General features: G+C 70.4%; 17 protein-coding genes and 1 tRNA gene. 9 read left to right on the forward strand and 9 right to left on the reverse strand.

Features of this window, described 5'->3' with window-relative positions:
* Positions 1-127: 127 nt before the first annotated feature.
* The 8 genes from ACIRPH_RS29310 to rpmH all read right to left on the reverse strand — a co-directional run bounded on the left by ACIRPH_RS29310 (position 128) and on the right by rpmH (position 6113).
* Positions 128-1108, reverse strand: coding sequence for a ParB/RepB/Spo0J family partition protein (locus tag ACIRPH_RS29310; RefSeq protein WP_402920047.1), 981 nt, complete (start codon positions 1106-1108; stop codon positions 128-130).
* An 86-nt stretch (positions 1109-1194) separates the two neighbouring features.
* Positions 1195-2019, reverse strand: coding sequence for a ParA family protein (locus ACIRPH_RS29315; protein ID WP_402920235.1), 825 nt, complete (start codon positions 2017-2019; stop codon positions 1195-1197).
* A gap of 158 nt (positions 2020-2177) precedes the next feature.
* Positions 2178-2906 (reverse strand): 16S rRNA (guanine(527)-N(7))-methyltransferase RsmG, encoded by a 729-nt coding sequence (gene rsmG, locus ACIRPH_RS29320; protein WP_402920051.1) that lies wholly within the window; start codon positions 2904-2906, stop codon positions 2178-2180.
* 562 nt (positions 2907-3468) lie between these two features.
* Positions 3469-3957: a protein jag gene (locus tag ACIRPH_RS29325; protein ID WP_402920054.1), complete on the reverse strand. Its 489-nt coding sequence runs from the start codon at positions 3955-3957 to the stop codon at positions 3469-3471.
* 143 nt (positions 3958-4100) lie between these two features.
* Complete coding sequence (yidC, locus tag ACIRPH_RS29330) at positions 4101-5045, reverse strand: membrane protein insertase YidC (protein WP_267947353.1); 945 nt, start codon at positions 5043-5045, stop codon at positions 4101-4103.
* A 28-nt stretch (positions 5046-5073) separates the two neighbouring features.
* Positions 5074-5388, reverse strand: a complete 315-nt coding sequence (gene yidD, locus ACIRPH_RS29335; RefSeq protein WP_402920057.1) for a membrane protein insertion efficiency factor YidD — start codon at positions 5386-5388, stop codon at positions 5074-5076.
* A complete protein-coding gene (gene rnpA / locus ACIRPH_RS29340; protein ID WP_402920059.1) occupies positions 5385-5873 on the reverse strand; it encodes a ribonuclease P protein component in 489 nt (162 codons plus the stop codon). The genes yidD and rnpA overlap by 4 nt, the downstream gene beginning before the upstream one ends.
* Before the next feature lie 96 nt (positions 5874-5969).
* Positions 5970-6113, reverse strand: a complete 144-nt coding sequence (gene rpmH, locus ACIRPH_RS29345; RefSeq protein ID WP_013155858.1) for a 50S ribosomal protein L34 — start codon at positions 6111-6113, stop codon at positions 5970-5972.
* A gap of 777 nt (positions 6114-6890) precedes the next feature.
* Between rpmH and dnaA the strand changes: the two genes are divergently transcribed.
* The 9 genes from dnaA to ACIRPH_RS29390 all read left to right on the forward strand — a co-directional run bounded on the left by dnaA (position 6891) and on the right by ACIRPH_RS29390 (position 20484).
* Positions 6891-9014: a chromosomal replication initiator protein DnaA gene (gene dnaA / locus ACIRPH_RS29350; protein ID WP_402920237.1), complete on the forward strand. Its 2124-nt coding sequence runs from the start codon at positions 6891-6893 to the stop codon at positions 9012-9014.
* 1182 nt (positions 9015-10196) lie between these two features.
* A complete protein-coding gene (gene dnaN / locus ACIRPH_RS29355) occupies positions 10197-11336 on the forward strand; it encodes a DNA polymerase III subunit beta (protein WP_402920064.1) in 1140 nt (379 codons plus the stop codon).
* Positions 11337-11437: 101 nt separating this feature from the next.
* A complete protein-coding gene (gene gnd / locus ACIRPH_RS29360; protein WP_402920067.1) occupies positions 11438-12340 on the forward strand; it encodes a phosphogluconate dehydrogenase (NAD(+)-dependent, decarboxylating) in 903 nt (300 codons plus the stop codon).
* Positions 12341-12518: 178 nt separating this feature from the next.
* The gene (recF, locus tag ACIRPH_RS29365; RefSeq protein WP_402920070.1) at positions 12519-13652 is read left to right on the forward strand and encodes a DNA replication/repair protein RecF; all 1134 of its coding nucleotides are present in this window, start codon (positions 12519-12521) and stop codon (positions 13650-13652) included.
* Between the two features lie 100 nt (positions 13653-13752).
* Complete coding sequence (locus tag ACIRPH_RS29370; RefSeq protein WP_402920073.1) at positions 13753-14250, forward strand: DUF721 domain-containing protein; 498 nt, start codon at positions 13753-13755, stop codon at positions 14248-14250.
* Between the two features lie 486 nt (positions 14251-14736).
* Positions 14737-16674 carry a DNA topoisomerase (ATP-hydrolyzing) subunit B gene (gene gyrB, locus ACIRPH_RS29375; RefSeq protein WP_402920076.1) on the forward strand — a complete coding sequence of 646 codons (1938 nt, stop codon included), beginning with the start codon at positions 14737-14739 and terminating at the stop codon, positions 16672-16674.
* 75 nt (positions 16675-16749) lie between these two features.
* A complete protein-coding gene (gene gyrA / locus ACIRPH_RS29380; RefSeq protein WP_402920079.1) occupies positions 16750-19371 on the forward strand; it encodes a DNA gyrase subunit A in 2622 nt (873 codons plus the stop codon).
* A 107-nt stretch (positions 19372-19478) separates the two neighbouring features.
* Positions 19479-20234, forward strand: coding sequence for a DUF3566 domain-containing protein (locus tag ACIRPH_RS29385; RefSeq protein ID WP_402920082.1), 756 nt, complete (start codon positions 19479-19481; stop codon positions 20232-20234).
* Between the two features lie 176 nt (positions 20235-20410).
* Positions 20411-20484: transfer RNA gene (locus ACIRPH_RS29390), tRNA-Ile, on the forward strand.
* 149 nt (positions 20485-20633) lie between these two features.
* On the opposite strand, the gene ACIRPH_RS29395 is transcribed toward ACIRPH_RS29390, so the two are convergent.
* Positions 20634-20792 carry a hypothetical protein gene (locus ACIRPH_RS29395; RefSeq protein ID WP_402920085.1) on the reverse strand — a complete coding sequence of 53 codons (159 nt, stop codon included), beginning with the start codon at positions 20790-20792 and terminating at the stop codon, positions 20634-20636.
* Between the last annotated feature and the right edge of the window lie 18 nt (positions 20793-20810).

Below are 20810 nucleotides of genomic sequence, written 5' to 3' on the forward strand. Positions count from 1 at the left end.
CCGCCCCCGGGGGCCCGCCCCCCCGGGGGGGGGTTTTCCCGGGGCACCCGGCCGGCCCGGGGGGCCGGGCGGGGGGGGGGGGGGTTTTCCCGTTAAAACCCCCCCCCCCACCCCCGCTCCGGGGACGCTAGGGGTTCTGTACGTCCATCTGCCCGATGATGCGGGCCAGGTCCTCCGGTGTCGCGAACTCCACCACGATCTTGCCCTTCTTGCGGCCCATCTGGACCTTGACCGTGGTGTCGAAGCGGTCGGAGAGGCGCGTGGCCCACTCGTCGACCTGGGGCGGGTTGGCGATCCGCTCGACGGCCCTCCGGGGCCGGTCGTCGTCCGGCGCCTCCCGGAGCGCGACCATCTCCTCCAGGGAGCGGACCGAGATCCCCTCCTCGATGACGCGGACCGCGAACCGGTCCTGGAGCTCGGGATCCTCCAGCCCCAGGAGCGCCCGCGCGTGTCCGGCGCTGAGCACCCCGGCGGCCACACGCGTCTGCACCTTGCCGGGGAGGTTCAGCAGGCGCAGGGTGTTGGTGATGTGCGAGCGCGACTTGCCGACCTGGTGGGCCAGCTCCGCCTGGGTGGTGCCGAAGTCGTCCAGCATCTGCTGGTACGCGGCCGCCTCCTCCAGGGGGTTGAGCTGCTGCCGGTGGAGGTTCTCCAGGAGCGCCTCACGGAGCAGTTCGTCGTCGTCCGTCCTGCGGACGATCGCCGGGATGCGTTCGAGTCCCGCGAGCTTGCTCGCGCGGAACCGCCGCTCCCCCATGATCAACTCGAAGCCGACCTCCGCTCCGACCGGCAGTTTGCGCACGACCACCGGCTGGAGCAGGCCCACCTCGACGATCGACTCCCGCAACTCCTCCAGCGCCTCGTCGTCGAAGTACTTCCGGGGCTGACGGGGGTTGGGCCGTACGTCGGAGAGCTTGACCTCCTCCAGGTACGTGCCGTCCGGCATCTCGGCCGGACCGGGCGCCGCTTCCGTGTCGCGCACCTCCACCGGCTCCGGCGCGGGCGGCGGTGCCGTCTCCCGCTCTCTCTCCGCCGGGGCGGGGGCGGGCGGCCCCTGCGGGATCAGCGCCCCCAGTCCCTTGCCCAGACCGCGCCGCTGCTGGCTCACCGGCAACTCCCTCCACACTCCTTGTGAACTTTCCGCCCGGCCCCACCGGCCGGGCGGAGACCGTGTTTCACGTGAAACATCCGGCGTCAGCCGGCGATCGCCCGCGCCCGGTGGGCGATCTCCCGAGCCGCCTCCAGGTAGGCCACCGCCCCGGTCGACGCCGGGTCGTAGGTCATCACCGACTGGCCGTAGCTCGGCGCCTCGGACACGCGCACGCTCCTGGGGATCAGGGTGTCCAGGACGGTCTCCTTGAAGTGCGAGCGCACCTCGTCGGCGACCTGCTGCGAGAGCCGGGTCCGGCCGTCGTACATCGTCAGCAGGATGGTGCTGACCGCCAGCCCCGGGTTGAGGTGGGACTGGACGAGCTCCACGTTGCGGAGCAGCTGTCCCAGACCCTCCAGGGCGTAGTACTCGCACTGGATCGGGATCATCACCTCGTCGCACGCCACCATCGCGTTGACGGTGAGGAGGCCGAGCGACGGGGGGCAGTCGATGAGGATGTAGTCCAGGTCCGATGTGTCGTACGCGGCGAAGGCCCGCTTGAGCCGGGCCTCGCGCGCGACGAGGGAGACCAGCTCGATCTCCGCTCCCGCCAGGTCGATGGTGGCCGGGGCGCACCACAGGTTCGGGATGTCCGGGACCGGCTGGGCCAGTTTGCGGATCTCCTCGTCCTCGACCAGGCAGTGGTAGATGGAGCGGGTCTGCGTGTCGCGCTCCATGCCGAGGGCCGTGGAGGCGTTGCCCTGGGGGTCGAGGTCGACCACGAGGACCCGCTGCCCGTGCATCGCCAGGGCCGCGGCGATGTTCACCGTCGTGGTCGTCTTGCCGACGCCGCCCTTCTGGTTGGCGACGCCGATCACCCGGCAGGACGCCGGGCGGGGCCAGACCTCGTCGTGCCCGCGAACCGCCATGGCCGCGTGGGCCGCTCGGGCGAGGGGGGTGTCGGGGACGCCGTAGTTGGATCCGGCCGGTGTTTCACGTGAATCACCGAGCAGGTCTCCATAGGCGCCCGGAGATGTTTCACGTGAAACATCGGCGTTGTCGGCTGGATTCTGGGGCACGAATGAGTTCACCTCTTCCGTCCGCGCTTCTTCTTGCCGCCCCGCGCCTTCTGGGAACCTGCTGGCGCGGGCGGACCACCGTCGGATGTCACCGTGACGCGAACGACCGTGGTAGCGGGATCGACTTTACCCCGCCCCACCCTGATCACATCGCTAACGCTCGGCCGCATTTGGGAAACGTCTTTACGGCCGGCGGCCAGCTCGGCCTCCGCCTGCTCCCCCTTCAGGGCCAACAGGCTGCCGTCCTTGCGCAGGAGCGGCAGGGCCCACCCGGCGAGCCGGGGCAGGGGCGCGACGGCACGGGCCGTCACGAAGTCGGTCAGCAGCTCCCCGTGGGCCTCTTCCGCCCTCCCCCGGCGCACCACCACGTTGGACAGCTCCAGGATCTCGACCGCCTCGTCGAGGAAGACCGTCCGGCGCAGCAGCGGCTCCAGGAGGATCATGCGGATGTCGGGGCGCATCAGTCCGAGCACCAGGCCCGGGAGGCCGGCGCCCGAGCCGATGTCCACGACCTCGGCGCCCTCGGGGATCAGTTCCTCCACGACGGCGCAGTTGATGAGGTGGCGTTCCCAGAGGCGGGGCACCTCCCGGGGGCCGATCAGACCGCGACGCACCCCGTCGTCGGCGAGTAGTTCGGCGTAGCGCCGCGCCTTCGGCAGGGAGTCACCGAAGACCGCCTCCGCCTGTGCGGGAGGGGCGGGTGGCGCGGCGCCGGGCTCCTCAACATCCGAGGTCATCGGTCACCGCCTGTCGGAACTCGTCCATCGTCACTTCCATGCTCGGTCCGCCGCACCCGGGACTCCGCGCGCGGCGCGGCATCGGTCGGCGAGGGGATGCGCGCTGCGGATCACGGTTCCGCGCGCGTGAGAAAAGATCCTTCATGATCCTACGTGCGGGCGGCACCAGGGTTTCACGTGACGCCCTCCCCAAGGGGGTGCCGCTGTGTGCCCTCACTCTCCGAAAGCCTCCCGAGGGAGTGTTTCACGTGAAACGCTCCCCCTCACCGCTCTCTGTCCCGCAGCGTTTCACGTGAAACATCGACACGGCGACATGCCGACCCCGGTCCGTCGATGTGTCGACATACCCGCCCACCCCGCCGCGGCCCTCTCGCGCGGCTCCGGCGCCCCGGCGCTCTGGCGCCCCGGTGCCGCGCGAGGCGGCCGGAGCCCCCGCGCGGCAGGCGCTTCCGCCCCGGGGCCGGACACCTCCGGCCGTCCGCCCGCCGCACGCGGGGCCGGGCACAGAGAAGGGGTGTCGGTGTTTCACGTGAAACACCGACACCCCCGGGGGGTGCTCGTCCTACGAGGCGGGATGCACCACGACGTAGCGGTTGGGCTCCTCGCCCTCCGACTCGCTGCGCAGGCCCGCGGCGGCCACCGCGTCGTGGACGACCTTGCGCTCGAACGGGGTCATCGGCTCCAGCGGGTGGATCTCGCCGGACTGCTTGACCTTGTCGGCGGCCTCGGTCCCGATCTGGAAGAGCACCTTGCGGCGGCCCTCGCGGTAGCCGCCGATGTCCAGCATCAGCCGGCTGCGCTCGCCCGTCGCCCGGTGGACGGCCAGACGGGTCAGCTCCTGGAGGGCCTCCAGCACCTCGCCGTCCTCACCGATCAGCTCGTCGAGGGTGGCCCCCACGACGGAGACCATCGCCCGGTCGCCCTCGACGTCCATGTCGATGTCACCGTCGAAGTCCCCGATGTCGAGGAGTCCCTCGATGTAGTCCGCGGCGATGTCGCCCTCGTTCTCCAGGGCCTCGACGTCGACTCCGGCCTCAGGCGCCTCAGCCACCGCTACTCCACCGTTCTCTTCCTCGCTACTGCCCACAGCGATCCCGTCTCCTCATCCATCACGCCCTGGCCGTCGTACGCCTCAGGGGCATTGTCGCCTGCGCACTCGAAAGTCCCCGCAACCGACGCGAAGCCGGGAGGCCCCTACTGGGAACCGCCACCGGAGCGCTTGGAGCGCGGCTGCTTCTTCGGCTGCTTGCGTTCGATCTTAGGCTGTTCCTTCGGCTCAGGAGCGGATTCGGCGGCCTTCTTTCGCCCCAGCATGCCCTTGGCGGAACCGCTCGGGGAGGCGCCGCCCTTGGCCTTGTCGTCGGCCTGACCGGGAACGGGCTGGTTGCGGTAGAGGAAGTGCTGCTGGACCATCGTCCAGACGTTGGAGGTCACCCAGTAGACGAGCACGCCCACGGGCATCGCCAGACCGAAGAGCCCGAAGAGGGGCGCCATGTACATCATGATCTTCTGGGTCTGCATCATGGGGTTGTCAGGCATCTGCGAGATGCTGCGCTTCATGCTCTGACGCATGGTGAGGAAGGTCGTGGTCCCCATGACCACACAGGCGATCGCGATGATGACCTTGGCCATGATCGGGTCGGTGGCGCCGAGCGCCGTCAGCTCCTCGGGGGAGCTGTTGAACTGCGCGGCGACCGGGGCCGCGAAAATGAGCGCCTGGCGCGCGCTCTCCACCAGCTCCGGCGTGAAGTTGTACTGGGCGTTGCCCTCGGCGACGCTCCGCAGGACGCTGAAGAGCGCGAAGAAGACCGGCATCTGCAGGAGGAGCGGCAGGCAGCCCATGATCGGGTTGGTGCCGCTCTCCTGGTACAGCTTCATGGACTCCTGCTGGAGCCGCTGCTGGTCGTGCTTGTAGCGCTCCCGCAGCTTCATGATCTTCGGCTGGATGTCCTGCATCTTCCGCTGCGTGTTCATCTGCTTGACGAACAGCGGGACGAGCAGGAGCCGCATGAGCACGGTGAGCAGCACGATGGACAGGCCCCAGGCCCAACCGCTGTCTGTGTCGAGGCCGACGAAGGTCAGACCCGCGTGGATCTGGACCAAGATCCAGCCGACGATGTTGTAAAGCCAGTCCAGCACCGGCCAACTCCTATTTGCTTCGGTTCAGCTACTGGTCCCCGGAAGCGGTTCCGGCGTGACCGGCCTCGCCCGTAGACTCCTCGGACTCCTCGTTCCGCTGCCCCCTGGGCGGCGGAACCGGATCAAGACCCCCCGGGTTGAAGGGGTGGCAACGGCCGATACGCCTGATCGCCAACCACGACCCGTAGAGGGCTCCGTGCACCCGCAGCGCCTGGACGGCGTACGTGCTGCACGAAGGGTAGAAACGGCAGACCGGGGGGAAGAGCGGGCTGATGAAGCGTTGGTAGCCCCGGATGGGCAGGATCAGCACACGCGCGAACGCCGTCGGTCTGTGCTCGGTCATCGGCTCGCCCACCGTTCTCCGCCCTCGTCCGGGCGGCGGTTCCCCGCTGTTTCGCTCTTCGCCTGATCCGCCTCGGGCGGCCGGGTTCCCCCGCGGCCGCGCCGGCGACGCGACGACGATCCGCGGGGGCGCACCACCGCGGCGATCGCGCTGTCGAGTTGCGCGGCCAGGTCCTCCTGCCGCAGGGAGGCGGCGGCGGGCTTGGCACGCACTACCAGCAGGCTACCGTTTGGCAGAACAGCCAAAAGGGGCCGCATGGCATGGCGCAGCCGGCGCTGGACGCGCTTGCGCACCACCGCTCCCCCGACCGCCTTGCTGACGACGAAGCCGACGCGCGGCGGGTCCGCGGGGACCGCCGGGTCGGCGGTCGCGGGCGGCGGCGCGAGGTAGACGACGCCCACGGCGTCGCGCGACGAGCGCCTGCCGGAGCGCATGACGGAGGCGAACTCGGCACTGTGGCGCATCCGGTTCCTCGGCGACAGCATCCGCGCTCCTCCGGTGTCGGGACTTCTCCCCACGAAAAAGGGACCGGCCGGCGAGAAGGCCGGACCGGTCCCTGAGAACTTGGGGCTGAGCGTGGCCTAGTGGCTCACGGTCAGCGCCGCGCGCCCCTTGCGGCGCCGCGAGGCGATGATGGCGCGACCGGCGCGCGTACGCATGCGCAGCCGGAAGCCGTGGACCTTCGCGCGACGCCGGTTGTTCGGCTGGTACGTACGCTTGCTCACTACTGGCTCCAGGGGCGTGTCAGGAAAGTACTACGACGGACCCCCAGGATATGCGGGGTCCCAGGGTGCATGAACCGCAGCCGCGCAACCGTGAGGACACGTGCGCAGGCAGGATGGTCGGCATAAGCATAAAGAAGATACGACCTGGTGTGGTCGCGGTCAAATCAGACCTGTCCGCGCCGGCGCCGGGAACCGGCCTCCGGGGCCGTCCGGGCCCGGGCCCTCCGGCGCCGGGGCCCACCATCCTGTGGACAACTTGTTGTCCACAGGTCCGCGCGACTTCCGCGTCCTCCCACTCCTGTGGATAACCTCAGCCTGTGGATAACTTGTGACGCCGCCGCTCCGCCCCCGCGCCGGACCGCGAACCGCCCCGCCTTCACATGCACTGACCTGCACATTGTTGATAACTCTGCACTGTGCACAGAGATCTGTCATCCTGTGGATAAACCTGTGGACAACTTGTGGACAACGCCCTGGATCTGTGGATACCCCACCGTGCCCGCATGCGCGTCCGGTCCCGGTCAGTGAGGTTGTCCACAGGATCAAACCGCACCGAAACGCCCACCCGGCCGCGTTCCCCTGCCCCGGCACTGTCCCGGGGGGAGGACAATGGGAAGCCGCTCCCCGAGGCCTCCGGCTCCCGCGGCGCATGACCGACGACACTCCGCGGGCCCCCGTCTCCCGTCCCCTCCCGCTCCACCCGCAACGCACAGATCCGCACCGAAGGGACAGCACCCATGGCAGGTCACCTTGGCTGACGCACAGGTCAACCTCGCAATGGTCTGGTCCAGCGTGTTGGACGGGATCGACAACGACTCCCTGCCAGCGCACCAGAGGGCATGGCTGCCGCAGACCCGGCCACTGGGCCTGATCGAGGACACCGCGCTGATCGCGGCGCCCAACGAGTTCACCAAGAAGGTGCTGGAGACGCGCCTCTACCCCGCCATCAGCAAGGCGCTCTCCGCCCACCTGGGACGGGAGATCCGGGTCGCGGTGACGGTCGACCCGACCGCCGTGCCGACCCCGCCCCCCACCCCCGCGCCGTCGGCCCCCTACGGCTCCCCGGCCTCGCGGGGCGGGGAGGCCGACCGCGGGCGCACCTTCTCCCCCGGCACGCCCGGCGTCGCCTCGGCCGGGCCGTCCTCGCCGACGGCCCCCGCCGCCCCCCACGGCCCGGCCCCGCAGGCGCGGACCGGCGCCCGGGGCCAGCACGCGCGCCCGGCGTCGCCGCAGGAGGCCGGGTTCCCGGGTGGCGGGGACGCCCCCTCCGGACACGCCCGGGAGGACGCCGCCGCAGGAGCCGGCGCCCACCACGCGCCGGCGGCCCAGCGGCAGTGGCCCGCCGGACCGTCGGGGGAGGCCGGACACGCCGACCTGCTCGGTCCCACCCCTCCCGCGGACGCCTACGCCGCGGACGGCGGCCCCGTGCCCCCGGCCGGTCAGACGGATCCGCACGCGGGCCCCGCCCCGGACGGCCGGGACCCGTCGGCGTACGCCGCCCGCGACGTCCCGGCGCCCTGGGTCCAGCAGACGTTCGCCACACCGCAGGAGACCCCGACCTCCCCCGTGTGGGAGCAGCCCTCCGCCCGGGAGGGCCGGCCCGAACCGGAGTCGTGGCAGCAGCAGAGCTGGAGCGGGCCCGGCTGGGACCAGCCCAACCGCTGGGAAACCCCGCGCGGCCCGGCCGCCGGGGCCGAGCCGTTCGCGGCCGGGGACCGCCGGCCCGAGGAGGGGGCGGACGAGACCGCCCAGGCCCCGGCCCCCGCCACCGAGCCCCCGCCCGAGCCCGTCCAGGCGTCGCCCAGGCCCGCTGCGCCCTCCCCCGCCCCGCCTCCGGGGCGCTCGCCCGAGGTCCCCCCCGGCGAGCACGCGCGGCTGAACCCCAAGTACACGTTCGACACCTTCGTCATAGGCTCCAGCAACCGCTTCGCGCACGCGGCGTCGGTCGCGGCGGCCGAGGCCCCCGCCAAGGCGTACAACCCGCTGTTCATCCACGGCGGCTCCGGGCTGGGCAAGACGCACCTGCTGCACGCCATCGGGCACTACACGCACCGCCTCTACGAGGGTTCGCGTGTGCGCTACGTCAGCTCCGAGGAGTTCACCAACGAGTTCATCAACTCGATCCGGGACGGCAAGGCGGACGGGTTCCGCCGCCGCTACCGGGACATCGACGTCCTCCTGGTGGACGACATCCAGTTCCTGGAGAACAAGGAGCAGACGCAGGAGGAGTTCTTCCACACCTTCAACACGCTGCACAACTCCGACAAGCAGATCGTCATCTCCAGCGACCGGCCGCCCAAGCAGCTGACCACGCTGGAGGACCGCATGCGCAGCCGGTTCGAGTGGGGCCTGCTCACCGACGTCCAGCCGCCCGAACTCGAGACGAGGATCGCGATCCTGCGCAAGAAGGCCGCGCAGGAGGGGTTGGCTGCCCCGCCGGAGGTCCTGGAGTTCATCGCCAGCAAGATCTCCACCAACATCCGCGAACTGGAGGGCGCGCTGATCCGCGTAACCGCCTTCGCGAGCCTCAACCGGCAGTCGGTCGACCTGGACCTCACCAGCCAGGTCCTGCGCGACCTGGTCCCCAGCACGGAGGTCCCGGAGGTCACGGCCGGGGCGATCATGTCCCAGACGGCCGCGTACTTCGGCCTGACGGTCGAGGACCTGTGCGGGACGTCGCGTTCCCGGGTCCTGGTGACCGCCAGGCAGATCGCCATGTACCTGTGCCGGGAGCTGACCGACCTGTCGCTGCCCAAGATCGGGCAGCAGTTCGGGCGCGACCACACCACGGTCATGCACGCCGACCGCAAGGTCCGTGCGCTGATGGCCGAGCGCAGGTCGATCTACAACCAGGTGCACGAGCTGACCAGCCGCATCAAGGACCAGCCCTCGCTGCCCTGATCCCGCTTTCCGACCCGTGGAGGGGCCCGCCGAACGGCGGGCCCCTCCACGGCTCCCGCCCCCTGTCCTCAGAGCCCCCTCCCCCCGTGCGGCCCCAGCGGGCGCCCGGGGACGCGGGACGGCTCCCCCTCACACCCTCGTACGGACCGGGCGGGGCCGTGCCCCGGCTCCTGCGGCCGTGTCGCCACGTCGACGGGGCGACATGACGACTTGTCCCCCGGGTGCCCCGCCTGCCGCCTCCCCCGGAGTTATCCACAGCCCTGTGGGGACGAACGCCCCGTCTCGGCAGGGTTCACGGCCCCTGCGCGGGACCGCTGCGGTTCGTCCGCGACACTCTCCGTTTCGCCTGGTTCCGGGGCCGACGCCCCCGCTGTTGCCCTCCCCACACCGGTGCCCGCGAGAGTCGTGCGGCGCTCCGCCCCTGTTCACGGCACATGGCGGGCACAGGCCCTGTGGAAAAACCTGTGCACAGACTCTTTGTCCGCGTTCGGGGGTTCTGTGGAGGGTGTCGGAAAAAAACTTTGGCGGTTTCTCGCGGAAGTTATCCACAGGAGGAGGCGAAAAACTGTGGACAACCCTGTGGACAAGCTGTGGACAACCGCGTCGAAGCTGTGGGTAACCCACCCCTTCTCTGTGGACGCCGAAACCGGGCCCTCTCCGTCCACACCCCGCCCCGCTGTGGACAAGCTGGGGAAAACCTGTGGACGAACCTGTGGACGCGGTGTGGACAACCTGAAGGGACCCTCGGTTGTCCACAAGGAGCCCGACTTACGCACAGGGTTACACACAGGACCTGTGGACAGAAATTCGCGGTCTGACCTGCGACAACGATGGTTATCCACACTATCCACAGGCCCTACTACTACTGCGCACCTTCATTAACCAAAGAGTGGCTTCACAACAGCTTCGCGGAAAATCTGTGGACAAAGCCCCGAGACGACAGCGACGACAGACCGGTGCCGAGCTGTCAGCGGCAGGGGAGGAATCCGGGTAACGTGTGGTCTCGCCCCTGTCCTCCGCCGCACACATCCGAGCGGTGGCCCCTACGGGATCCGAGCCGGCTCCCAGGCGCTGTCCACAGCCCTGTCGACGGAGTACCCCGGCAGACCCACAGACACCCCACGAGCTGCAACGTTGAGGCTTCGACCGGTACTGCCGGTCGTGCGGAAAGTGAGTCGGAAAGTGAAGTTCCGGGTCGAACGCGACGTCCTGGCCGAGGCAGTCGCCTGGACCGCGCGCACACTGCCGACGCGCCCCTCGGTGCCGGTCCTGGTCGGCATCCTGCTGGAGGCCGGCGAGTTCGAGGGCCGACAGCAGCTGCGCCTGTCCGGCTTCGACTACGAGGTGTCCACCCAGGCGGCGGTCGACGTCGAGGTCGACGAGCCCGGCCAGGTCCTGGTCACCGGCAAGCTCCTCGCCGAGATCACCCGCAACCTTCCCCCCCAGGCCGTGCAGATCGCCACCGACGGCTCCAAGGTCGTCGTCACCGGCGGCAGCGCGAAGTTCACGCTGAACACCATGCCGGTCGAGGACTACCCCACGCTCCCGGAGATGCCCGGTGTGAGCGGGACCATCGGCAGCGACGCCTTCGCCGCCGCCGTCAGCCAGGTGGCCGTCGCCGCCGGGCGCGACGACACCCTGCCGATGCTCACCGGCGTCCGCGTCGAGATCGAGGGCGAGACGATCACGCTCGCCTCCACCGACCGTTACCGCCTGGCCGTGCGCGAGCTGACCTGGAAGCCCGAGAACCCCGACCTCTCCGCGGTCGCGCTGGTCCCGGCCAAGACGCTCCACGACACCGCCAAGTCTTTGACCTCCGGCGCCGAGATTTCCATCGCGCTCGCCAGCAGCGACTCCGGCGAGGGCATGATCGGCTTCGAGGGCGGCGGCCGCCGCACCACCACGCGCCTGCTCGACGGCGAGTTCCCCAAGTACCGGGCGCTCCTGCCGGACACGTTCAACTCGGTCGCCGAGGTGGGGCGCGCCGAGTTCGTCGAGGCGGTCAAGCGCGTCTCGCTCGTGGCCGAGCGCAACACCCCGCTGCGACTCTCCTTCACCCAGGGCCAGCTGGTCCTGGAGGCCGGTACGGGCGAGGAGGCCCAGGCGGTCGAGGTCCTGGAGGCCGATCTGGACGGCGACGACATCCAGATCGCCTTCAACTCCGGGTTCCTGCTGGACGGGCTCGGCGCCATCGGCACCGACGTCGCCCGCATGAACTTCACCACCTCGACCAAGCCGTCCATCCTCACCGGGAAGCCGGCGGAGGAGGGCTCGGCCCCCGAGTACCGCTACCTGATCATGCCGGTGCGCCAGCCCGGCTGATCCGGACAGGTTCGATTGACTGGCGTCCGCCGGACCCGGCCCGCGGCTTCCGCCCCGGGCCGGTCGGCGTCCATCCGCAGGTGGCGAAGGGGAGTACAACCATGCAGATCGGCATGATCGGTCTCGGCAAGATGGGCGGCAACATGGCCGCCCGGCTCCGGGAGAAGGGCCATGAGGTCATCGGCTACGACGTCGCCTCGGAGGAGCGCGACGTCGACACCCTGGCCGAGCTGGTCGGCCGCCTGGCGGCTCCGCGGACCGTCTGGGTGATGGTCCCCGCGGGAGAGCCCACCTCCGCCACCGTCGCCGAACTCGGCGGCCTCCTGGAGGCGGGCGACCTCGTCATCGAGGGCGGGAACACCCACTACGTCGACGACCGCACCCGCGCCGAGGCCCTGGCGGCCAGGGGCGTCGGCTACGTCGACGCCGGGGTCAGCGGAGGGGTCTGGGGCCGTCAGAACGGCTACGGCATCATGGTCGGCGGCGCGGCGTCCGACATCGAGCGGGCACGCCCGGTCTTCGACTCCCTCACCCCCGACGAGGGCGGCGGCTTCGTGCACGCCGGCGGCGTCGGCGCCGGCCACTTCGTGAAGATGGTCCACAACGGCATCGAGTACGGCATGATGCAGGCCTTCGCCGAGGGCTACGAGCTCATGGCCGCCTCCGACGTCGTGGACGACGTGCCCGGCACGTTCGAGAGCTGGCGCGAGGGCACGGTCGTGCGCTCGTGGCTGCTCGACCTGCTCTCCCGGGCCCTGGAGCAGGACCCGGACCTGGCGGAGCTGCGCGGCTACGCCCAGGACTCCGGCGAGGGCCGCTGGACGGTCCAGGCCGCCGTGGACCTCGCCGTCCCGGCCCCGGCGATCACCGCCGCGCTCTTCGCCCGGTTCGCCTCCCGCCAGGACGACAGCCCCGCGATGAAGGTCGTCGCCGCGCTGCGCAACCAGTTCGGCGGCCACGCCGTCACCAAGGCCGGCGCCGCCGACGACCACGACGAGCCCTAGGCCGTCACCCCCTCTCCCCCGGGGCCTGGGGCCCGCGCTCCGGCACGGACCGTGCCGTACGCCCGGGTGCGGGGCTCCCGCACCGCGCTCCCCGGGGACGCGCCCTCGTGCCCGTCCCCGGGACCACCGCACCCTTCTCCGCCCGAAGTCCGCGCTCCAGCCCCAGGAGGAAGGCCGGATGTACGTATCCCACCTGCAACTGGCCGACTTCCGCTCCTACGAGTCCGCGCTGCTGGAGCTGGCCCCGGGCGTGAGCGTGTTCGTCGGGTCCAACGGCCAGGGCAAGACCAACCTCGTCGAGGCGATCGGCTACGTGGCCACCCTGGGGAGCCACCGGGTCTCCTCCGACACCCCGCTGGTCCGCATGGGTGCGCCCCGCGCCATCGTCCGGGCCAAGGTCGTCCGCGACGACCGGTCCATGGTGGTGGACCTGGAGCTCAACCCCGGCCGCGCCAACCGCGCCCGGATCAACCAGGCCGCCGCCGGCCGGCCGCGCGACGTGCTGGGGATCCTGCGCACGGTGCTGTTCGCGCCGGAGGACCTGGCCCTGGTCAAGGGCGACCCCGGTGAGCGGCGCCGTTTCCTGGACGACCTCCTGGTGGCCCGCACGCCCCGCATGGCGGGCGTGCGCTCCGACTACGACCGGGTGCTCAAGCAGCGCAACGCCCTGCTCAAGTCGGCCTCCAGCCGCATGTTCAAGCAGCGCGCGGCGCCCGACCTGAGCACGCTGGAGATCTGGGACGACCACCTGGCCGAGGCGGGGGCGGAGCTGCTGGCGGCACGGCTGGCCCTGGTGGAGGAGCTGAGACCGAGGATCGGGGCGGCCTACGCCGGACTGACCGACTCGGGCGGGCCGGCGGTCCCCCACTACCGGAGCTCCGCGGCTCCGGAGGGCGCCGGGCTGCCCGAGGAGCGGCCCCGGCTCGCGGACGCCCTCCGCGCGGCCATGGCGGAGGCGCGCGACAAGGAGCTCCAGCGCGGGATCAGCCTGGTGGGGCCGCACCGCGACGACCTCCACCTCCAGCTCGGCGACATGCCCGCCAAGGGGTACGCCAGCCAGGGCGAGTCCTGGTCGTACGCCCTCTCCCTCAAGCTCGCCGCGTTCGAGCTGCTGAGAGCGGACGGGGACGACCCGGTGCTGATCCTGGACGACGTGTTCGCGGAGCTCGACAGCGAGCGGCGCCGCAGGCTGGCCGAGCGCGTGCGCGACGCCGAGCAGGTCCTGGTGACCGCCGCCGTCGCCGAGGACATCCCCGAGGAGCTGGACGGGGCGCGGTTCGGGGTGCGCGAGGGGGCCGTCGAGGGTGGGTGATCACCGTCCACAGCCTGTGGACACGCCGGGCGGATCCCCGGCCCCCGGCCCGGGGGTCGGCACGTCGGCCCCCGGCGGGGGCGTGCTCCGTTCACAGCCTGTGGACGGAGCACGCCTTTCCCCCGACCCGGCGCCGTCCGCACCGCCCGACCCGGCGGCGCCCGCCGAGCCCGTGGCGTCCGGGGCCGACCTCGCGCGCCAGGCGCTCGCGAGGGCCAGGGCCGAGGCGCGCGACCGCGGCGCCGTCCCCCGCGGCTCCCAGCGCTCGCGAAGGCGTGGCCGGATGCGGTCACGCAACGAGCCGCAGCTGTTCGGCGAGGCCGTGCGGACCTGGCTCATCGAGCACGGGTGGCAGGAGCAGGTGGCGATCGGGGGCGTCTTCGGCCGCTGGTCGGACATCGTGGGCGAATTCAATGCCGAGCACCTGCGCCCTGAAAGTTATTCGGAGGGTGAACTGGTCGTAGTGGCCGATTCGCCGACGATGGCAGCCCACGCACGAGCGATGGTGCGCGATCTGATGCGCCGCCTCAACGAGGAGTTGGGCGACGGGACGGTCGTCGCGATCAAGGTCCGGGGCCCCGGTTTCCGGCGCCGCTGAAGGGTCCCCCGGGCCTCCTCCGCCGCGGCGGAGGAGGCCCGGGCCGTCCACAGGCTGTGGATAGCCGCAGGTGAACGCGGTCCTTCCGGGGATGGTGTGCTACCGGGGGTACGTGGTGCGGGGTGCGCGATCCGGGGCGGGCGGTGCTCCCTCGGCGTCCCGCCCAACGCCACTGAAGCGCGCCGGGACTTGCGGGAGACCCCTCCCGCGTGTAGGGACTCGGCTCCCTCCCTGAACGTTCGTTGTGATGCGGCACAGGGCCGCCAATGCCACTTTGTCGTACCGCGCGGGGTATCATGGAGACGGTTCTTCAGACGCCTGTAGCCGGTACCACGCCCCCAGGAGAGGGTGGGCGGACGGCCCATGCGGCGAACGGTGATCCCCCAGGTGTCGCGGCATCTCGGCCCTTCGATCACCGTGCCGAGGGCCAACCGTCGTCCGCCCGGCCACGGCCGGCAGGCGTCCCCAGCAGGAGGGTGTTCCCACTTGGCCTACGACGCAGGTTCAATCACGGTTCTCGAGGGGCTTGAGGCAGTACGCAAGCGCCCCGGAATGTACATCGGTTCCACCGGAGAGCGGGGCCTGCACCACCTTGTCTACGAGGTGGTCGACAACTCGGTCGACGAGGCGCTGGCCGGGCACGCCGACGCCATCGAGGTCACCCTGTTGGCCGACGGCGGGGTGCGGGTGGCCGACAACGGCCGCGGCATCCCGGTCGGCCTCCACCCCGTGGAGAAGCGCCCCGCGGTCGAGGTCGTGCTGACCACGCTCCACGCGGGCGGCAAGTTCGACGGCAAGTCCTACGCCGTCTCCGGCGGCCTGCACGGCGTCGGCGTCTCCGTCGTCAACGCCCTGTCCACGGCACTGGACGTGGAGATCCGCGTGCACGGCCACGTGTGGCGCCAGCACTACGAGATGACCGCGCCCACGGGCGAACTCGTCAAGGGCGAGGAGACCGACGAGACCGGCACCCAGATCACGTTCTGGCCGGACGGCTCCATCTTCGAGACGACGACGTTCACGTTCGAGACCCTCGCCCGCCGGATGCAGGAGATGGCCTTCCTCAACAAGGGGCTGTCCATCACCATCCGCGACGAGCGGCCCGAGCACACCGACGGCGGTCCGACCGTCAACACCTTCCACTACGAGGACGGCCTCTCGGACTACGTCCGCCACATCAACGCCAAGAAGGAGCCGGCGCACGCGTCGATCATCTCCTTCGAGGAAGAGGGCGACGGCATCGCGGTCGAGGTCGCCATGCAGTGGAACCAGTCGTACACCTCGTCGGTGCACACCTTCGCCAACACGATCAACACGGCCGAGGGCGGCACCCACGAGGAGGGCTTCCGCTCCGCGCTCACCACCCTGGTCAACCGGTACGCCCGCGACCAGAAGCTGCTGCGGGAGAAGGACGACAACCTCACCGGCGACGACATCCGCGAGGGTCTGACCGCGATCATCTCGGTCAAGCTCGCCGACCCGCAGTTCGAGGGCCAGACCAAGACCAAGCTCGGCAACACCGAGGCCAAGTCCTTCGTCCAGAAGGTCACCAACGAGCACCTGCGCGACTGGTTCGAGCGCAACCCCGGCGAGGCCAAGGACGTCGTGTCCAAGGCCAGCCAGGCCGCCCGGGCCCGTGTCGCCGCCCGGCAGGCGCGCGACCTCACCCGTCGCAAGACCCTGCTGGAGACCACCTCCCTCCCCGGAAAGCTGTCGGACTGCCAGTCCACCAACCCGGAGGAGTGCGAGGTCTACATCGTCGAGGGCGACTCGGCCGGCGGCTCCGCCAAGGGCGGGCGCAACCCGCACAACCAGGCCATCCTGCCCATCCGCGGCAAGATCCTGAACGTCGAGAAGTCGCGGATCGACCGCATCCTCAAGAACAACGAGGTCCAGGCGATCATCACCGCCCTGGGCACCGGCATCCACGAGGAGTTCGACGCCGAGAAGCTGCGGTACCACAAGGTCATCCTGATGGCCGACGCCGACGTCGACGGCCAGCACATCCGCACACTGCTGCTGACCCTGCTGTTCCGCTTCATGAAGCCCCTGGTCGAGGCCGGCAACGTCTACCTGGCCGCGCCGCCCCTGTACAAGATCAAGTGGGACCAGCGCGGCAGCGACGCCAGCTACGCCTTCTCCGACGCCGAGCGGGACCGGGTCATCGAGGCCGGGATCGCCGAGGGCAAGCGCGACCCGCGCCCGCGCGACATGGTGCAGCGGTTCAAGGGCCTGGGCGAGATGAACGCCAACGAGCTGTGGGACACCACGATGGACCCCGACCGCCGGGTGCTGCTCCAGGTCAGCCTGGAGGACGCGGCCCAGGCCGACGAGATGTTCAGCGTGCTCATGGGCGAGGACGTCGAGTCCCGGCGCGCCTTCATCCAGCGCAACGCCAAGGACGTCCGCTTCCTGGACATCTAGAGGGACCGGGTCCGGGGCGAGGCCCCGGGCAGTGAACCACGCTCAACACAAGCTTCGTAGAAGGGATCGACATCCGTGACGGATGCGAACAACCCGGACACCCCTGAGGGTGCGGACTCCACGGTGGAGGCGCTCCCGCGCACGACCGACCGGATCGAGCCCGTCGACATCCAGGTCGAGATGCAGCGCAGCTACCTCGACTACGCGATGTCGGTCATCGTCGGCCGCGCCCTCCCCGACGTCCGCGACGGCCTCAAGCCCGTCCACCAGCGCGTGCTCTACGCGATGTACGACGGCGGCTACCGCCCCGACCGCGGCTACTTCAAGTGCGCCCGCGTCGTCGGCGACGTGATGGGCAACTACCACCCGCACGGCGACAGCGCCATCTACGACACCCTCGTGCGCCTCGCCCAGTGGTGGTCCATGCGGATGCCGCTGGTCGACCCCAACGGCAACTTCGGCTCCCCGGGCAACGACCCGGCCGCCGCCATGCGGTACACCGAGTGCAAGCTCGCCCCGCTGGCCATGGAGATGCTCCGGGACATCGACAAGGAGACCGTCGACTTCCGGCCCAACTACGACGGCCGCTCCTCCGAGCCCGTCGTCCTCCCGGCCCGGTTCCCGAACCTGCTGGTCAACGGCTCCTCGGGTATCGCGGTCGGTATGGCGACCAACATCCCGCCGCACAACCTGCGCGAGATCGCCGACGGGGTCAACTGGTACCTCGACAACCCGGAGAGCGGGGACGAGGAGCTGCTCGACGCGCTGATCCAGCGCGTCAAGGGCCCCGACTTCCCGACCCGCGGCCTCATCGTCGGCAAGCGCGGCATCGAGGAGGCGTACCGCACCGGTCGCGGCTCCATCACCATGCGCGCCGTGGTCGAGGTCGAGGAGGACCGCCGGGGACGCCAGACCCTGGTCATCACCGAGCTGCCCTACCAGGTCAACCCGGACAACCTCGCCCTGAAGATCGCCGACCTGGTCAAGGACGGCAAGATCACCGGCATCGCCGACGTCCGGGACGAGAGCAGCGGCCGCACCGGCCAGCGGCTGGTCATCGTGCTCAAGCGCGACGCCGTCGCCAAGGTGGTCCTCAACAACCTCTACAAGCACACGCAGCTCCAGGAGACCTTCGGCGCGAACATGCTCGCGCTGGTCGACGGCGTGCCGCGGACCCTGCGCCTGGACCAGATGATCCGCCACTGGGTCAAGCACCAGGTCGAGGTCATCGTCCGGCGCACCAAGTACCTGCTGCGCAAGGCCGAGGAGCGGGCCCACATCCTGCGCGCGCTGCTGCGCGCCATGGACCGCATCGACGAGGTCATCAACCTCATCCGGGCCAGCGCCTCCGCCGACGAGGCGCGCACCGGCCTGATGGGCCTCCTGGAGATCGACGACATCCAGGCCCGCGCGATCCTCGACATGCAGCTGCGCAAGCTCGCCGCGCTGGAGCGCAACGCCCTGACCGCCGAGTACGACGAGCTGATGTCCCAGATCGCCGACTACAACGACATCCTCGCCTCGGACGTCCGCCAGCGGAGCATCATCCGCGAGGAGCTCGGGGAGATCGTCGAGAAGTACGGCGACGAGCGGCGCACGCACATCATCCCGTTCGAGGGCGACATGCGCATGGAGGACTTCATCGCGGAGGAGGACGTGGTCGTCACGATCTCCCGCGGTGGATACGCCAAGCGCACCCGCATCGACAACTACCGGGCGCAGAAGCGCGGGGGCAAGGGCGTGCGCGGCGCCCAGCTCAAGCAGGACGACATCGTCCAGCACTTCTTCGTCACCACCACCCACCACTGGATCCTGTGCTTCACGAACCAGGGCCGGGTGTACCGGACGAAGGCGTACGAGCTGCCGGAGGCGGCGCGCGACGCGCGCGGCCAGCACGTCGCGAACCTGCTGCCGTTCCAGCCGGGCGAGGAGATCGCGCAGATCATGGCGCTGCGCGACTACGAGGCCGCGCCCTACCTGGTGCTCGCCACCCGTGAGGGCCTGGTCAAGAAGTCCCGCCTGGAGGACTTCGACTCGGCGCGCGCGGCGGGCATCATCGCGATCAACCTCCGCGACGAGGACGAACTGATCGCCGCCCGCCTCGTCTTCCCCGACGACGACCTGCTGCTCATCTCCAGCGACGCCCAGGCGATCCGCTTCCCGGCCTCCGACGAGTCGCTGCGGCCGATGGGCCGCGCCACCAGCGGTGTGATCGGCATGCGGTTCCTGGAGGGCGACTACCTGCTCAGCATGGACGTCATCCGTCCGGACGACGGTTCCACCGACGTCCTGGTCGCCACCGAGAACGGCTACGCCAAGCGCACCCCCTCCGAGCAGTACCCGGTGCAGAACCGGGGCGGCAAGGGCGTCCTGACGGCCAAGGTCGTCGAGGCCCGGGGCAAGCTGGTCGGCGCCATGATGGTGGACCCCGAGGTGGACGAGATCTTCGCGATCACGTCCGGGGGCGGCGTCATCCGCACCGGGGCCTCCGAGGTCAAGCAGTCGGGCCGCACCACCATGGGCGTCCGCCTGATGAACCTCGACAAGGGCAACAAGATCGTGGCGGTGGCGCGCAACGCCGAGGCCGCGGAAGAGGCCGAGGCCGACGCCGTGGCGGCCGAGGTGGCGGAGGCCGCCGAGGCCACCGCCGACACGGACGGAAACGCGGTCGACGGGGATCGCAACCCTGAGGCCTAGACTGCGCGTTAAGCCCGATAAGGACCGTGGGGTTCGCTTCGCGAACCCCACGGGGTCCGACCGCCTCAATCACCCGTTCTCAACGAAAGTCCAGCGGTAACGTTTCTATGTCTGACAACCAGCGGAACACCACCACGAACGAATCCGACTCGGACACGGCAGGAACCGCCGGGGTCGAGGACATGGAGACGGCCGAGAGGGACACTGTCGGGGCGGAGGTCACCGGGACCGCCGTGACGCCCGCGAGCGAGGGCGTCGAGGAGTCCGGAGACGACGCGAAGGCCCACGCCGAGCCCGAGGCCGAGCCGGAGCCCGGGAAGGCCCCGGCAGCGGCCGAGGAGCCCGTCGTCCCCGTGTCCGCGCCGGCCGACCCGGCGGAGGAGGAGTCCGTGACGGAGGACCGCGCTGAGGCGGGGGGAACGCCAGTGACCGAAACGAAGGCCTCGGTGCCCGAGGGCCCGAACGCAGTGAAGGCCACCTTGTCCAGTCGGAAGGCGCACCTGACGGTCTCCCGTGTGGAGCCCTGGTCGGTGATGAAGTTCAGCTTCGTCGTCTCCCTGGTCTGCTTCATCGTCCTGTTCGTGGCGATCACCGTCATCTACGCGACGCTGTCGATGCTGGGCGTCTTCGAGGAGCTGAGCAGCATGATCGACGCCCTCCTGGAGGGCGACGGCGGTGACGGCGAGCTCGGCCTGAACCCGGCCGCGTGGTTCTCGCCGGGACGCGTGCTCGGCTACACCGGTGTGGTCGGCGCGCTGAACATCGTGCTGATCACGGCGCTGTCCACCGTGGGCGCGATGGTCTACAACCTGGTCGCCGACCTGGTCGGCGGCGTGGACGTGACGCTGTCCGAGGCCGAGTAGGCCCTTTCGGCCCGGTCCTCCCCTGGAGGGCCGGGCCGAGGCGCGTACGGAGCACTCCCGTCCAGGGGTAAAATGGGAAGTGAAGAGGGGCGCGGAGGCCGTGTCTCCCTTCGCTTCCGCGTCAGGTCTCCGGTTCGCCCGGGTGCTGTGGGTGCGGTAGAGTTTCCTCGGAACGAGGGCGTATAGCTCAGTCGGTTAGAGCGCATCCCTGATAAGGATGAGGCCCCAGGTTCAAGTCCTGGTACGCCCACCCACGAAAAGGCCCCCCGGTCACCCGGGGGGCCTTTCGCGTACTGCTGGAAAGTACGGCATCGGCTGCTCGCGGAGCCCGGATCCGGGTCGCGCACGCGGAAGCGCCCCGCGGACAGTGCCGGTGGGGCGCTTCCGACGGAGGCGGGTTCAAGAGGTCGAGCGCCTCGTGCCGATCGCCCCGACAGCCGCCCCCAGCAGTGCCCCCAGCACGATCCCGAGAGCCAGGTTGTCGAAGGCCGTCCCGAGGACGATCCCCACCGCCAGCCCTATCGCGACCCCTGCCCCTTGTCCGGCTTTCCCGCTCACCGTCCACCCCTCTTCGCC

The sequence above is a fragment of the Nocardiopsis sp. NPDC101807 genome, from assembly GCF_044766605.1.
Taxonomy (GTDB): Bacteria; Actinomycetota; Actinomycetes; order Streptosporangiales; family Streptosporangiaceae; genus Nocardiopsis; species Nocardiopsis tropica.